The sequence below is a fragment of the Rubrilithobacter danxiaensis genome (assembly GCF_047272945.1).
Classification (GTDB): domain Bacteria; phylum Bacteroidota; class Bacteroidia; order Sphingobacteriales; family Sphingobacteriaceae; genus Rubrolithibacter; species Rubrolithibacter danxiaensis.
Genome location: NZ_JBKOPS010000007.1, coordinates 168,993 through 184,209 on the forward strand (window position 1 = coordinate 168,993; position 15,217 = coordinate 184,209).

At 39.4% G+C, this 15,217-nt stretch carries 17 protein-coding genes; 5 read left to right on the forward strand and 12 right to left on the reverse strand.

Annotation, left to right across the window (positions count from 1 at the left end; all coding sequences use genetic code 11):
• The first annotated feature begins 108 nt into the window (after positions 1-108).
• The gene (lepB, locus tag ACLCDL_RS11005; RefSeq protein ID WP_423148349.1) at positions 109-1,215 is read left to right on the forward strand and encodes a signal peptidase I; all 1,107 of its coding nucleotides are present in this window, start codon (positions 109-111) and stop codon (positions 1,213-1,215) included.
• 160 nt (positions 1,216-1,375) lie between these two features.
• Here lepB and ACLCDL_RS11010 read toward each other — a convergent pair whose 3' ends face one another.
• Positions 1,376-1,978 (reverse strand): hypothetical protein, encoded by a 603-nt coding sequence (locus ACLCDL_RS11010; protein WP_423148350.1) that lies wholly within the window; start codon positions 1,976-1,978, stop codon positions 1,376-1,378.
• 161 nt (positions 1,979-2,139) lie between these two features.
• Positions 2,140-2,766, reverse strand: coding sequence for a response regulator (locus ACLCDL_RS11015; RefSeq protein ID WP_423148351.1), 627 nt, complete (start codon positions 2,764-2,766; stop codon positions 2,140-2,142).
• A 78-nt stretch (positions 2,767-2,844) separates the two neighbouring features.
• On the opposite strand from ACLCDL_RS11015, the gene ACLCDL_RS11020 reads away from it, so the two are divergent.
• The 3 genes from ACLCDL_RS11020 (at position 2,845) to ACLCDL_RS11030 (ending at position 6,141) form a co-directional block, all read left to right on the forward strand.
• On the forward strand, positions 2,845-4,803 hold the full coding sequence (locus ACLCDL_RS11020; protein WP_423148352.1) for a tetratricopeptide repeat-containing sensor histidine kinase: 1,959 nt from the start codon (positions 2,845-2,847) through the stop codon (positions 4,801-4,803).
• Between the two features lie 207 nt (positions 4,804-5,010).
• A complete protein-coding gene (locus ACLCDL_RS11025; RefSeq protein WP_423148353.1) occupies positions 5,011-5,517 on the forward strand; it encodes a hypothetical protein in 507 nt (168 codons plus the stop codon).
• 6 nt (positions 5,518-5,523) lie between these two features.
• Complete coding sequence (locus tag ACLCDL_RS11030) at positions 5,524-6,141, forward strand: hypothetical protein (protein WP_423148354.1); 618 nt, start codon at positions 5,524-5,526, stop codon at positions 6,139-6,141.
• 88 nt (positions 6,142-6,229) lie between these two features.
• On the opposite strand, the gene ACLCDL_RS11035 is transcribed toward ACLCDL_RS11030, so the two are convergent.
• The 3 genes from ACLCDL_RS11035 to ACLCDL_RS11045 form a co-directional block, all read right to left on the reverse strand.
• On the reverse strand, positions 6,230-7,117 hold the full coding sequence (locus tag ACLCDL_RS11035) for a dienelactone hydrolase family protein (RefSeq protein ID WP_423148355.1): 888 nt from the start codon (positions 7,115-7,117) through the stop codon (positions 6,230-6,232).
• A gap of 73 nt (positions 7,118-7,190) precedes the next feature.
• Positions 7,191-7,625 (reverse strand): putative quinol monooxygenase, encoded by a 435-nt coding sequence (locus ACLCDL_RS11040; protein WP_423148356.1) that lies wholly within the window; start codon positions 7,623-7,625, stop codon positions 7,191-7,193.
• A 25-nt stretch (positions 7,626-7,650) separates the two neighbouring features.
• Complete coding sequence (locus tag ACLCDL_RS11045) at positions 7,651-8,001, reverse strand: DUF2200 domain-containing protein (RefSeq protein ID WP_423148357.1); 351 nt, start codon at positions 7,999-8,001, stop codon at positions 7,651-7,653.
• A gap of 881 nt (positions 8,002-8,882) precedes the next feature.
• On the opposite strand from ACLCDL_RS11045, the gene ACLCDL_RS11050 reads away from it, so the two are divergent.
• Positions 8,883-9,305, forward strand: a complete 423-nt coding sequence (locus ACLCDL_RS11050) for a hypothetical protein (protein ID WP_423148358.1) — start codon at positions 8,883-8,885, stop codon at positions 9,303-9,305.
• Positions 9,306-10,208: 903 nt separating this feature from the next.
• On the opposite strand, the gene ACLCDL_RS11055 is transcribed toward ACLCDL_RS11050, so the two are convergent.
• From ACLCDL_RS11055 to ACLCDL_RS11085, 7 genes are all read right to left on the reverse strand, one after another.
• A complete protein-coding gene (locus ACLCDL_RS11055) occupies positions 10,209-10,655 on the reverse strand; it encodes a VOC family protein (RefSeq protein WP_423148359.1) in 447 nt (148 codons plus the stop codon).
• A gap of 201 nt (positions 10,656-10,856) precedes the next feature.
• Complete coding sequence (locus tag ACLCDL_RS11060) at positions 10,857-11,294, reverse strand: VOC family protein (protein ID WP_423148360.1); 438 nt, start codon at positions 11,292-11,294, stop codon at positions 10,857-10,859.
• A 186-nt stretch (positions 11,295-11,480) separates the two neighbouring features.
• Positions 11,481-12,005 (reverse strand): GNAT family N-acetyltransferase, encoded by a 525-nt coding sequence (locus ACLCDL_RS11065; protein ID WP_423148361.1) that lies wholly within the window; start codon positions 12,003-12,005, stop codon positions 11,481-11,483.
• Positions 12,006-12,131: 126 nt separating this feature from the next.
• The gene (locus tag ACLCDL_RS11070) at positions 12,132-12,734 is read right to left on the reverse strand and encodes a class I SAM-dependent DNA methyltransferase (RefSeq protein WP_423148362.1); all 603 of its coding nucleotides are present in this window, start codon (positions 12,732-12,734) and stop codon (positions 12,132-12,134) included.
• 105 nt (positions 12,735-12,839) lie between these two features.
• Positions 12,840-13,250 (reverse strand): VOC family protein, encoded by a 411-nt coding sequence (locus tag ACLCDL_RS11075; protein WP_423148363.1) that lies wholly within the window; start codon positions 13,248-13,250, stop codon positions 12,840-12,842.
• Positions 13,251-13,360: 110 nt separating this feature from the next.
• The gene (locus tag ACLCDL_RS11080; RefSeq protein ID WP_423148364.1) at positions 13,361-13,555 is read right to left on the reverse strand and encodes a hypothetical protein; all 195 of its coding nucleotides are present in this window, start codon (positions 13,553-13,555) and stop codon (positions 13,361-13,363) included.
• A 336-nt stretch (positions 13,556-13,891) separates the two neighbouring features.
• Positions 13,892-14,446: a protein NO VEIN domain-containing protein gene (locus ACLCDL_RS11085; protein WP_423148365.1), complete on the reverse strand. Its 555-nt coding sequence runs from the start codon at positions 14,444-14,446 to the stop codon at positions 13,892-13,894.
• Between the last annotated feature and the right edge of the window lie 771 nt (positions 14,447-15,217).

Consider the following 15,217-nt stretch of genomic DNA (forward strand, 5'->3'; position numbering starts at 1 on the left):
TTATATAGTTAGTAGGAAACCGGCTTTAATAGCCGGTTTTTTTAGTTCTGCTGCTGTAACAATCTTTCCATTTCATAATCTAACCTGTAATGTCCAAAAACAGGTTTTATGAAATGGAATTTTAAGTTTAAAAAGAGGACTGAAAACAATAAGCCTAAAAAAACAAAAACCCGCGAATGGCTCGACGCTATCTTATTTGCGGTTATTGTTTCTACCATTTTTCGGGGACTATTGTTTTCTGCCTATGCCATTCCTTCCGGCTCAATGGAAAATACGCTGCTCACAGGGGACTATCTGTTTGTAAGCAAGATAAGTTATGGACCGCGAATGCCCTTTACTCCCGTTCAGATTCCTTTTTTGGAATCAACCGTGACAAAAAATAATATTAAAACGTATTGGGATGGTATTGAACTCCCCTATTTTCGTTTGCCAGGTATATCTGAAATAAAAAAGGGTGATATTGTGGTCTTTAATAAGCCTGAAGAAGCCGATCCGGTTTTTAACAGACCGGTAGATGTTCGTACTAATTTAATTAAACGGTGCCTTGCTACATCGGGTGATGAGCTTAGTATTATAAATTCAAGAGTTTATATAAACGGTAAATCAGCCGATTTTGAGAAAGTACAAACTTCCTACCTCGTTAGTACTGATGGAACAGACATTAATCCTCAGCTAATTAAGGATATGCACCTTACCATTATGCAGCAACAGGATAACAATACTTATGAAATGATAATACCGACTAAGTATTTATCGACCATTAAGTCTTATCCCTGGGTGAAAAACGTTATTCCGGTTGTCCAGCCGACAGAGGTGTACGATAAATCTATTTTCCCCCATAATGAGAAGTTTAAATGGAACGCAGACAATTTCGGACCGATTATCATACCTAAAAAAGGCTGGACAGTCCAATTGACAGATTCTACTATGATGTTATACCGTCGTGCTATTGAATTATATGAAAATAATAAGGTTGAATTAAAAGGCCCGGATATATTTATAAATGGGAAGAAGGCAGATAGTTATACTTTTAAAATGAATTATTTCTGGATGATGGGTGACAACCGGCATAATTCTATCGACTCCCGTTTTTGGGGATATGTCCCCGAAGATCACATAGTAGGAAAAGCAATGATAACCTGGATGAGCATAGATTCGACAGAAAACCTTTTGAATAAGGTAAGATGGAACCGGATTTTAAAACCTATTAATTAAGATCCGATTAAAGGAGGCTTATTAAATTTCTCTGTTGCAAATATGATATTCAGTTTAGGGATCAGCAAGATAAGAACTAATAAAACCGACCTACTTATTAAAAAAGAAAAAGCTCTCAAATAAATCATTTGAAAGCTTTTCAATTTATGATCACCCTTTTTTATCTGTATCTGAAACCTGAAGCAGTTTTTCCGGAAGAATAAATAATCCCGTCAACAGAAGTTCCGTCACCCCCTACTTTTTTAGCCATACGTTCCAAGTCTTCTTCTATTGAGTTGTTTATTAAACCGCCGGTTATTGCCGATTTCCATTTTATACCACCGCTTTTATTGGTAAGAACCTCATAATCCTGAAGCGGCTCCGCCAATACATATGCGTCCATACCATTAATCTTTTTCACCCTCCCGATACCTTTTGTTGCAGGTGTTGGTTTATCTTTAAAACGGATTCCTACAATTCTTTTTCCTGATGAGTAAACTACAGCGTCAATGCGAGAGTTCTGTTTCATTGCTTTTCTCACAAAATTCGAAATTTTGTCGGCAATGCTTTCATTTACAAGTCCGCCTGTAATAGCAGAAGTAGTACTTAGCCCGGTACCAACATCGCTTATCACCTCATAATCACGAACAGGTTCAGATAGAATATAAACCTCTATTCCCTGTACTTTGTTCACCCGGGCAAGTCCTTCTTCATCTTTATTCTTAAAAGCAAACGAACTGAATAAAGACAGTGTAATTAATAGTGTTAACAGTTTTTTCATCATCTTATCGATTTGTAATTAGCAGACTCTAAAATCAGAAAGAAGAGAAGGAATAGTATCCGTAGAAATACGGAGATAATTATACCTACAAACACTGAATTTTGCAGCAGGTGGAGCAGGTAGAAATGAAGCAGTGCTGATAGCTATTGCTCCACAACTGCAGCCTAATCCACTAATTTATATGTATAGGCGTATTTTATCAGTCCAACAGTACTTTTAGAATTGGTTTTTCTGAGTAAGTTTTTCCGGTGGGTTTCGATTGTGCGTTCACTTATAAAAAGCTTTTCCGCAATTTCTTTACTTGTCAATTCCTTCACAAGCAATCTTAAAATATCCATTTCCCTGTCGGTTAATTCAACAAGGGAGTCTTCCTTTCTTAATGCAGAAAGCATCACTTTACGAATTTCAGGGCTCCAGTACTGTCCGCCACTTTTTATAACATCAATTGCCTGTATTATTTCCTGGTACGCATACTTCTTCAAAATATATCCGTCTGCCCCGGCCTGAATCACTTCCTGAACAATTACCTGTTCATCATGCATACTTAAAAATATAATTTTCAGGCCCGGATGTATTTTTTTTGCCTGTTTTAACAGTTGCAGTCCGCTCATTTCGGGCATGTTGTAATCTGTAATCAATAGATCTACCTTTTCACTGCGTAAATAAGCCAGGGCATAATTTGCATTGATTGTTTTGGCAATTATTTCTAAGTCCTTGTTCTGCTTTAACAACAATTCAATCCCGTCCAGCATGATACCATGATCGTCAACAATTAAAATGCGTGTTCTCATCCAATAAATACTGCTGATTAAATTTCCGTTAAACAACTAAAAGTAGTAATTTTTACAACTCAATTACTTATTCAAGATATGCGTTTTTTCTCTTTACTGTTCTTACTGATTCCCGGGCTGGTAGCTGCACAGCAGAATAAATTAACCGACAGCTTAAAGAGAATCACCAGAACGGCTTCATCAGAAGAAAAGGTTTCCGCCTACCATCGTTTAATCACAGAACTTCAGCAGCAGGACCCGCAAGCGGCCTTCCGTTACATTCGTGAACTGAAGTCGCTATCTGTTAAAACCAGTAATTCAACGGGAAGGATGCTTTCAAACTATCAGCTTGGTCTGTATTATAACTTACAGGGCAAGTACGATTCCCTAAAAGCATACGGAGACAGTTGTTTGCAGTTGGCTGAAAAAGAAAAACTTACAGAGGCAGATGCCTACGGAAACCATTTGTATGGAACGTATTACTGGCAGACAGGAATGTTTGACAAAGCGATAAAAAGCCATTTAAAAGCTTTAAAAATACGTGAAATCTTAAAAGATTCGGTCGGAATTGGTGCAAGTCTTGCCAGTTTAAGTGGGGTATATTTTAGCAATAATCAATTAGATAAAGCCGAACAGTTTGTAAAAAAGGCGCTGGTAATTGCCGGCAGGATCAATGACGACAGGCTTCATTTACGATGCCTCCATACATTAGCAAATATCTATGGTATCAGCGGGCAATACGATAAAGCCCTGGCAACCGATCGAACTGCTTTAAAAATCTGTGCAAAAACCAACAATTTACGGGGCTTTTCAGAAATCTATTCCAACATGGCCCTTTGTTATTTCTATACAGGAAACCTGGATGCCTCTCTATCCTATCATTACAAAGTTCTGGACATTGACCGTTTTTTTAAAGATGACAAGCAAATTGGCGATACCTATTTGAACCTTGCTCTTGTTTACCGCAAAAAGAAGGACTTTGTCCGGGCAAAGTTACTGCTGCAGAAAGCAATTGCCCTATTCAAAAAAACGGAGTATAAATATGGTTTAAAAGATGCCTATTTATCATTAAGCGACGCTTATAAAGAAACAGGAGATTATCAGCACGCTTACTTAAATTATCTGGCCTATACCAAGGTCAGCAACCAGATCAGCAACGAGGATAATGAAAAGCACATTGCTATGCTGAATGTGCAATACGAAACAGAACAGCGGGAGCAAAAGATCAGGAATTTAAGCCAGCAATCGACGATTCAGCAATTACAATTGAAACAGCGTACTGTCTGGCTGATGAGTGTAATTGGGTTGTTAGTGGCCGTAATCAGCATAGCGTGGTTAGTTTATACCCGACGCAAATTAAAAGAAAAAGCGCTGTTGCAAGAAGAAATAAACCGGCAGCAGCATATCAAAGCTCAGGCAGTGCTGGATGCAGAAGAACAGGAAAGGCAGCGGATTGCAACCGAACTTCACGATGGTGTCGGACAGGTCATGTCGGCTTCTATAATGAACCTGAATATGCTGTTTCAAAAAATAGCTTTAACAGAACAGGAAGAAGCTCTTGCTTCCAGTTCGTTGACGTTGCTTTCAGAAGGTTATGACGAGCTTAGGGCCATTTCGCACCAGATGGTTCCGAATTCGTTGGTAAAAAAAGGACTGCAGTCTGCCATTAGCGATATGTTGAGAAAAATAGATAGAAGCTTACTGAAAACCAGTTTTGACGCATCCGGCGTAGAGAAGGTACTGGATGTAAAAATTGAAACAGCCCTTTATCGTATTATACAGGAAGCTGTTAACAATGTTCTGAAACATGCCGCAGCTTCAAAACTGTACATTCAGTTAATTAAGGATAACGAGGGAATCAGCTTAACTATTGAAGATAACGGTAAAGGTTTTGACACTGCCGGTTCAGCTTTCCAAAGTGGTATGGGTTTAAAGAATATCCGGTCGAGAGTTGAATTTTTAAGAGGAACAATAGATATTGAATCTGGTATTGACAGAGGTACCTTGCTCGTAATTAATTTACCGCTGGGGCAGAAATACGAGAAAGCAGGATATTAAAAGAATAAAACGTATTGTAAAAAAGATTACTCTGCATTCCTTATTAATGAATTTTAAATTGAGCAATTATACCTATATTAGATATGCCTGTTAGAAACAATATATAAAGTACCAATTTAAACAATCCCGGTAGGTAGAAAGCATTTTTGAAGTGATCCGGCTTGAATCAGGCACACACTGTATTTAACCTGCTTCTGTTCAAAATATATGAAACTGCTACTCTCACCTTTGTCTGTTCTTATTGGAGGATTTATCCTGCTTCTAATCGTATTCTCATTTATCATAAGGCAGGACAATATTTTGCGCCGGGATGATAAAAGTATCGTATTCACGGCATACAACACTCGCATAAAACCGCCGGCCGAATTAATCAGTATCTGGAAAAATAATGCTGCTTACAGCAAGGCAATAAAGACGATTATTTATCTTGATTATATTTTAATGCTGGTTTATGGCACCATCCTATTTTACGGACTGAGAAGTGTCTATACTAAAGCTTCAGCTAACTGGAAAATTACGTGTTTTATAGGAATGATTCTTATCGTAAGCGGTGTTTTATTGGATGCAATACAAGACAATGCGATATATCAGCATTTAACAAGGAATAAGTTTACAGATTTTCGCGGCCTTACCCGGCTTAAATTTGGTTTCATATTTCTTTCTGTACTTATCCTTATAGCATCGTTCATAAGTAACCGGAAAATGATCAGTTGATTTACAATGAATAATACCGCAATCAATCCTACCATGATAATTTGTACTATTTTCCTTGTGTGCGGGGCAATTATAGCCTTATGGATATTGTTTCTCTTTCTTCATACTAAGAACTCTGAAAATCATTACCGCAAGGTTTCAATCCGGATGGGAGTTAAAGATGGAGTAATAAAAAAAGATCCTACTCTAAACTCCTTACTTAAATTGTTTTTTTACAGGCAAGTAACATATGAATTTTCGGCATACGCAATTCTGATTATTTGTGTGTTTTTCTTAATTGGTTGCATCGTTCTGTTTCTTTTTGCGAATCGCTTTGTACTTATTGACGATACTAATATTCGCTTAAATTCCGAACAGATATTATTTTCAATTATCTCTATTCGGGTTGGTATTGCCGTAGTTGTTTTCTTTATATGCAGGGTGTTGCTAAAACTTTACCGTTACTGCCTGCATTTCTCATCTTTCTATACAGGTTTGTTTGATGCATTTTTTATACAGGAAAATGTCATTTTAAATTTTAAGGATGCAATAGAAACATTTATGCTGAAAACACAGCTGAACGATGATGATAAAAATCCGATAGATGATGTGATTGAAATACTTAAAAATCTAAGGGTAAAATAAGTAGATCCTTGTTTTACCTGTAAGGGTGCAAGTAATATGCCTTCTGTCAGCACACAAAGCTTGCACCGATTAAATTTTCAATTTTTCGCTACTTCAGTTTATCATTAAAAAAATCAATGGTACGCTTCCAGGCAAGTTCTGCAGCCGCTTTATCATAGCGGGGTGTGGTATCGTTATGAAAGCCATGATTTGCATTGGCGTACATGTATGCGGTGTATTCTTTCCCGTTTTCTTTTAAGGCCTTTTCATATGCCGGCCAGCCTTCATTCACTCGTGTGTCCAGTGCTGCGTAATGCAATAGCAGCGGCGCCTTTATTTTTGAAACGTCTTCGGCTGCAGGCTGCCCGCCGTAAAACGGAACAGCTGCCGATAAATCAGGAATCCGTACCGCCATCATGTTTGCAATCCACCCACCAAAGCAAAAACCTACAACCCCCACCTTACCATTGCAGTCTTTATGGTTTTTCAGGTAGTCATACGCTGCTATAAAATCTTCCAGCATTTCATTTCTATCCAGTTTACTTTGCAGTTCGCGGCCTGCATCGTCATTACCGGGATAGCCGCCTAAAGGTGTCAGTGCATCGGGAGCAATCGAAATGAATCCTGCCAGGGCAGCTCTTCTTGCAACATCTTCAATATGAGGATTCAGTCCGCGGTTTTCATGAACGACAACAATACCGCCCAGTTTCTTTTTCGTATCTGCAGGCATCGATAACAAAGCTTTGATCGTTCCGCCGCCTTTTTCAGAAGGATAATTAATATATTCTGATTTTAAACGCGGATCATCTGCCTTAATCTGGATGCCTCCTTTGTAATCCGGCATAAGAAAACTCATAAGCGAAGCTACCGTAAGACCTCCCACTGCATAAGCAGAAAGCTTTTGTACAAACTCACGTCTGTTTACCCGGTTGTGTGCATAGTCATCGTAAAGGTCAAACACTTCCTGTTTGATGTCTTCTTTTTTGATTTCGTTCATGTTAGCCTGTTTAGGTTATTTAAATTTAACTATTCTGCTTTAAGATTATACTCGCTTATTTAATACTCTTCCTTTACATGCTGTCCGGCTTTTTTGCTGACCCAATTAAGGAAACATCAACCAATTCCAAAGACTTAACCATATCCTTTACGGTTTCTTTATATTTTTTAAAGTGCGATGTCTCTATGTGCGATTTGTACGCGATGCTGTCCGCGTATATTTCAAGGATTGTAATGTTTGTCGGGTCGGTTTTGTCTGCAACAGCGTAGTAGGTTAATACACCGGGTTCAACACGAATAGCAGTAGTCATTTGTTCTTTCAATGCAATATTGTACGCTTCCAGTTGTGAAGGGTCCACTTTAATCTTTGCTAACCTTACCATTTGATTGTTTTGTTGCGCCATAGTCTTCAAGTTCACAGAAAATATCAATATAAACAACACCGCAATTACCGTTAGCCGTTTTTGGCCGATTAATTTTATCTCAGTAGTTATTTTTAAAACATCCATATTAATCGATTATAAAATATCACCCTTATTGCCTTAATATCTTCTCCATTGCCTTTCCTTTTGCCAGTTCGTCAATCAGTTTATCTAAATACCGGATCTGCTGCATCAATTTGTCTTCAATCTCTTCTACACGATATCCGCAAATTACGCCCCTAATTTTTGAAACATTGGGGTTAATTTGTGGTGCCTGGGCGAAAAAAGCTTCAAAATCGGTCTTCCTATCGATTTGTTGTTGCAAGGTTTGGTTATCATATCCTGTCAGCCAGAAAATAATGGTATCTACCTCTGCTTTTGTGCGTCCCTTTCTCTCTGCTTTTTGTATGTACAGCGGGTAAACACTCGCAAAAGACATTTTAAATATTCTTGTTTTATCCATTTAGCAACTATTATTTGTCAAAGGTAAACGCTTACTTCAGTTGAAATTAGCATCACCGGTACAAGCGTTTGTGCTGTTGCTTTCAGCATAAAAGGCTGTGCCTAAGCAGTACTTATACTTCTTCATAAATATAAGATTTTATTGGATAACATAAGGGATAACAGTCATTACTCATCATGCTTAACCTGTCGAAGAAACCGATTATGGCAACTGTACACACTCTGCCATGCCGAGCCTTTCGGAGCATAAGGCAATAGGTCAACTGCTCCTATAACTGAGATTCCTCCTTTCGCCGGAATGACGGCTTCATGTTTGTTAAAAGAACCAAACAAACAAAGACTCATACCTCTCCCATAGTACGAAGAGCGTCAGCCCGAGACAAACGGCGGGTCAGTGGAGCTTTGCGGGCTGAAGCTTCGTTTGTCTCTTGAGTTATTCGCAGGTTTAATTTTTCTTTCAATGGAGCTCATGCTTGCTTCGCAGGTTTGGTCCTTTTCTTTCAAGAGAAAAGGACTAAGCCTGCCCGGCAATGAGGGCAATTGAAGAATGACGTTCTTTTGTCTTAACACAAAAGAACCAAAAAGTCAAGGCTTAACAGTTTTAGCTAAAAGTTTAACTGAAGGCTGATCTGCAAGCCAAGCCGTGGGAATGGAAAACCTTAATGTCAGTCACTACTCCACTTCTCCGCCTTGCTTCCCTTCCTGCTGAATGAATGTTTCTGCATGCCTTCATTCAAACTTTCTTAACGCTAAAGACTGTAAGGCCGGATTGCCGTTGCAACAACGTGCACACTTATGCCGAGCCTGTGGAAGACAAACGAACAAAAAATCACATCTCTCTCATAGTACGAAGAGCGTCGGCCCGAGACAAACGGCGGGCCAGTGGAGCTTTGCGGGCTGAAGCTTCGTTTGTCTCTTGATTTTTTCCCTCTTTTTTATCAAGAAAAAAGAGGTAGCCTGCCCGGCGATGAGGGCATAAAAAATACTACAGTCAAAATATCATTGGAAATTAGTATAGTTTCACTAACATACCTACCTCCACATACCAAGCCTTTCAAAGCATTTTTGTTACTCTTTCCCTTTTGTCTTGATACAAAAGGAGCAAAAAATCAAGGCTTAACAGTTTTAGCTAAAAGTTTGAATAAAGGCTTATCTGCAAGCCAAGCCGTGGGAATGGCAAAGCGTAATGTCAGTCACTACTCCACTTCTCCGCCTTGCTTCCCTTCCTGCAAATCAAATGTTTCTGCACGCCTTCATTCAAACTTTCTTAACGCTAAAGACTGTAATGCCGGATACCCGTTTTAACCGCGGTTGTTCTTTTTGTTCCTGGCACCACGCTAACAATTTATTCTGCTCTCTCATAGTACGAAGAGCGCCGGCCCGAGGCAAACGGCGAGCCAGTGGCGGTATGCGGGCTGAAGCTTCGTTTGTCTCTTGACTTTTGCGGAACTTTTTGTCAAGAAAAAGTTCCTAGGCATGCCCGGCTATGAGGGCAAATAAAATAAAACAAAGGAATCACTAATCCACATCATACCAATGCCTTGCCTTTCCATAGCTGAAACATTCCACAAGATAAATTTGAAACTTTCTCGCTCATTGCCGCGAAGGCTACTTCTTTTGTCTTAACACAAAAGAACCAAAAAGTCAAGGCTTAACAGTTTTAGCTAAAAGTTTGAATAAAGGCTGATCTGCAAGCCAAGCCGTGGGAACGGCAGAGCAAAATGTAAGCCGTTACACCACTTCTCCGCCTTGCTTCCCTTCCTGCTGAATAAATGTTTCTGCATGCCTTCATTCAAACTTTCTTAACGCTAAAGACTGTAAGGCCGGATATCCGTTGCAACAACGTACATACCGTCATGCGGAGCCTGTGAAAGACAAACGAACAAAAAACCACACCTCTCCCATAGTACGAAGAGCGTCAGCCCGAGACAAACGGCGGGCCCGTGGATCTTTGCGGGCTGAAGCTTCGTTTGTCTCTTGAGTTATTCACAGGTTTAATTTTTCTTTCAATGGAGCTCATGCTTGCTTCGCAGGTTTGGATACTTTTGCATTAAGGTAAACCTGAGCGTAGCGAAAGCATGAAAACCGCTAAAAAGAAATAAAACTGTGAATAACTCCTATGCCCGCCCGGCTATGAGGGCAATAAAGCTATTCTTGTTCTTTTGTCTTAACACAAAAGAACCAAAAAGTCAAGGCTTAACCCCAATTTTAACTCAATGGTTCTGCCAGGCCAATGAGAAGTCCTTCAGGTCCGCGGATGTAGCAGAGCCGATACGAGTCCTCGTACTGAACCACTTCGCCAACAAGCTGAGTTCCATGTTTAAAAAGCCTGGAGAGTATCTCGTCAATGTCCTTCACTGCAAACATGACGCGTAGGTAGCCGAGAGCATTCACAGGGGCATTGCGATGATCGGCGACAACAGACGGGCTGATAAATCGGGAGAGCTCAAGGCGACTGTGGCCATCAGGAGTAACCATCATAGCAATCTCAACTTGTTGCGAGCTTAGCCCGGTGACCCGTCCCGCCCATTCTCCTCCTATCATGGCTCGTCCTTCGAGCTTCAGTCCAAGTTCATTGAAAAAAGAGATCGCCTCATCCAGTGATTCTACCACGATCCCGACATTGTCCATGCGTAGTAACTTATTTTCGATCATGGCTCTTATGAATTAAAGGTTATAACTTCTATATAAAGCTTTCCAGGCTTCCTTGCCATAAAGTTGTCGATAAGGAATACGGTTTTCATGCAGTTACTTCCTCGATAAACCAAAACATCAGAACTGATAGAAGTACCCTGTTCAAACTACTTTCGTTAACGCTGCTTTTTTGCAGGCACGTTAGGCATTCCTCTTTTCTGCTTATACTTGTCCGTTATATTTTGGGTCAAAATCCACCATCCATTCAATACCGTACTTGTCTCTGAACATTGCAAAATAAGAACCCCAGGGACTAGCATCCATAGGTACCTCTATATCTCCACCGGCTGAAAGCCCGTTATATATTTTGTCTGCTTCTTCACGGCTTTCTGCGCTTACAGATATCTTAGACCTGTTTTCATTTTCATTTACGCGTCCCATACTTTCCGGAACATCGTTACCCATTAAAACATTTTTTCCGATTGGCAATGCAATGTGCATTATCTTATTTGCCTCATTTTCCGCTATCGGATGTTCAGTGCTTGTTATATCCTTGAAGCGAATAATTTGTGCGAACTCGCCGCCAAATACCGATTTGTAAAAATTAAATGCTTCTTCGGCATTTCCGTTGAAGTTGATGTGGGGATTGATAAGTGCCATAGTCTATATTTAAGTTTGTTTTTTAAATGATATACCAGTCAGCTGCTGATATCCAAACATACCACTTCACCCTTAAATATGCGAGGTGTAAAAGCGTCAAAAAAAGAGGTTGTTTGCGGCAAGAACTATATAGCTGTTTCAATCCGTAATTGATGAAAAGTGCCATTACAATTACTGCTACCCCCGCTAAGAGGTTAAATTAAGCTTCATCATAATATCGGTCTGCTCTTCGTTTCCCAACAGGAATATGTGTTTGTCAAAAGCAACAAAACCGTTTTTCCGGTAAAACTTTATCGCTCTTACATTTTCTTCCCAAACTCCCAACCAAACATAGTCTGCATTTTTTTGTCTGGCTATATCTATTGCTTTTTCGTAAAGCAGTTGTCCGACTTTTTTTCCATGAAATTCTTTCAGTACATAAATTCTCTCTATTTCAACGGCATTATCATCCTGTAACTCTGTCTGCGATAGTCCGAAGTTTAATTTTAAATACCCGATTACCTTATTTGCAAGCATTGCAAAATAGAATGCAGAGTTGGTGTCGGTGAGTTCCGCAGTCAGTTTAGCATCAGAAAAGCCTTCGTCCAGATATTTTTTCATATTCTCTTCCGTGTTTGCTGCGGAAAAGGTTTCATAGAATGTGTGCCTGCCGATATTCTGTAATTCATCAAGGTGGGTTACCGTTGCTTTTTTTATTTCAATGTTGTTCACTTCTATCCTTTCTCATTAAAAAAAATCCTGTTAGGATAAATATAACCGTACTCCTGCTCCTGACAAGTCTTTACGGCTGCCGTTAAAAAACTAAACTATAAACCCTTATATTTCAATTCAAAAAACTTAGTTTCTTTTAGCCAATACAACAAGAACCCGGTGAGTATCCTTCTCTACAAAATCATCGTAAGTATATTCTATCTCAAATCCATTCGTTATAAGAAGCTTGCAAACCTCCTCTTTTGGCAAACAACTGTAATAAAAGGTTTCTCCCATCATGGTATCTGCATGTTCGTCATCACTATTACCATGTGTGAACAGCAAATAGCCTCCCGGATTTAAAAGACCTGCTACCTTTGAATAAATATCCTTTTGTTTTTCTTTAGGAAAATGGAAAAAAGAATCCCATGCCAGAATCCCATCAAATTTTTTATTTGAGACGAAATCAAAAAAATCACAACATACAAATTCAGCGTTCGGCAATTGGTATGATTGTGCTATTTCAATCATTTTTTCCGAAGCGTCTATGCCGGCTACCTGAAACTTTTTCCCACACAGATAATGTGTAAGCGGATAACCGGTACCACAGCCAATATCTAATATGTCTCCTTCAGGATTTACTTTTTCAGCAAAATCTACAACAAGTTTGCTGACAAATGAACTATTTCTGGCTTTCGCCCATTCCTCGACTATTTTATTATAAGAGATCCTGTTTAAGGTATTTTGCATAACGGGCTAAGTGTTGTTTGCTTTGTATTATTCCTAAATATATAAATTCATCAGAATAGCACAAGAATTAGTTCCGTTAACACAAATACATGGTTGTGTCGATTTTTATTCTTCCGCGTGCAGCCCTACTTTGTTTCCTTCTGAATCTATAATTATTGCTATATATCCTGCCGGTATAGGTATTACAGAAGTTAAGACTTTTCCGCCTGCCGGTTCCACTTTGTCGAGGACCGTTTGCAGATTCGGACTTGCATTGATATACACGACTGTTCCATTGCTTGAAGGCGTGTTTCGGTCAGACTTTGACAGTACCCCTGTTACCCGTCCTGATGTAGCCTGTATTACATTCGGGTTGTATGGAAAGAAGACGGCTTCGTCGCCTCCATCTGCCCTTATGATCATTTTAATATCCAGGATGGTTTCGTAGAATACCTTTGCCCTGTTGAGATCTGTTACAGGAATCTCAAACCAGGTTACCACATTGGTGGTCTCGTCGATTTTTTTAAGTAAGGCCATTTGATGTTTTCAGGTTGATGTATAGCAGATAATAATTTACATTCAGGCAATCAGCACCTGTACAAGTGTTGTATGGCTTGCTTCAGCTTAAGAAAAACTAATTTTATAAACTATAACTGAGCTTGCTGCCTTCTTTGTTTTGATAATCGTATTAAACTTACAATCAGAAGCCCGATTGATATACCTTTTATAAAACCGTCAGTACCGTCTGATAATACGAGGTAGTGTTTAATTACGAAACTTGAAGCCAATACGGATGTCCCCAGGATCAGAAGTGTCAGGCTTGTTTTGTTAAGTGGTTTCATTTGTTTAAAGTTTCTGTTATTTAAGAGGCAGGGCGCAAGGCTTGCATTATTGTCGGTAGCTTTGAAAGACCCGCCTGTGCTTCAACCATTTGCATTAATTTAATTCATTAAATATAAGAATTTGTAGTTAAGAGAGTCGAAGGCTCTACATATTGATGAATCTGCAGAAACGTTGAAGACAGAAAGGGAGTTGTTAACGGTTTGGGGCTTTGCGTTCGGGCGGGTTTCGGAGCACAAAGTTTCAATTTATTAATAAAGTTCATTAGAAGCACAAAGCTCAAAGTTTGCACGTCAGCCCGCCTGACGCAAAACCCGTGTTAGCGGTAGGCATTCTTGTCATTGTTCAGTGATTGTAAATATTATTCTGTCTGCTTTTAATTTCACATTCTTGTTTGAGAATGGCATTACTCGTCCTGTCAAAATACTGTCTAATAAATTACCAACCTTTATCAATTTAGGACTTGTCAAAGCACTTGAAATAAAAAATAGCTGATACTTATTTGTGTTTTGAAGAAAAAATATCCATTCGTTTTTTGTCATATAGAATACTTTTTCAGAGTGCATTGACGCTTTACACTCAATGTAAAATTCAGGGTCGTTATCAAAAATGTCAGAGACTTCAAAGTCATAACTTGAGCCACTCTCTTTCTCTTTATTCATCCATTTAACCTTGCCTCCAAATTTTTCTATAAGTTTTTCATTTAAGTAGCCTTCGCTGGCTATCCTAATTCGTTCATTTAATTCTTGGTTTTCAGTAATGACAACATTTTCATCGTTGTCATCATCGTTATCTCTTTTTTGTAAACTTTCAATAGCTTCTGTTATAGATTGTGTATGAGGGCAATAAAACTCTTGTTCTTTTGTCTTAACACAAAAGAACCAAAAAGTCAAGGCTTAACAGTTTTAGCTAAAAGTTTAACTGAAGGCTTATCTGCAAGCCAAGCCGTGGGAAAGGAAGAGCAAAGTGTAAGCTGTTGCACCACTTCTCCGCCTTGCTTCCCTTCCTGCTGAATGAATGTTTCTGCAAGCCTTCATTTAAACTTTCTTAACGCTAAAGACTGTAATGCCGCATACCCGTTTTAACCGCGGTCGTTCTTTTTGTTCCTGGCACCACGCTAACAATTTATTCTGCTCTCTCATAGTACGAAGAGCGCTAGCCCGAGACAAACGGCGGGCCAGTGGAGCCTTGCGGGCTGAAGCTTCGTTTGTCTCTTGATGTTTGGGATACTTTTGCATCAAGGTAAAAGTATCTAGGCCCGCCCGGCTATGAGGGCAATAAAACCTTTGTTCTTTTGTCTTAACACAAAAGAACCAAAAAGTCAAGGCTTAACAGTTTTAGCTAAAAGTTTAACTGAAGGCTGATCTGCAAGCCAAGCCGTGGGAATGGTTTGAGCATAATGTAAGCTGCACCACTTCTCCGCCTTGCTTCCCTTCCTGCTGATTGAATGTTTCTGCATGCCTTCATTCAAACTTTCTTAACGCTAAAGACTGTAATGCCGGATTGCCGTTGCAACAACGTGCACACTTGTGCGGAGCCTGTGGAAGACAAACGAACAAAAAATCACATCTTTCTCATAGTACGAAGAGCGTCAGCCCGAGACAAACGGCGGGCCAGTGGAGCCTTGCGGGCTGAAGCTTCGTTTGTCTCTTGATTTTTTGATA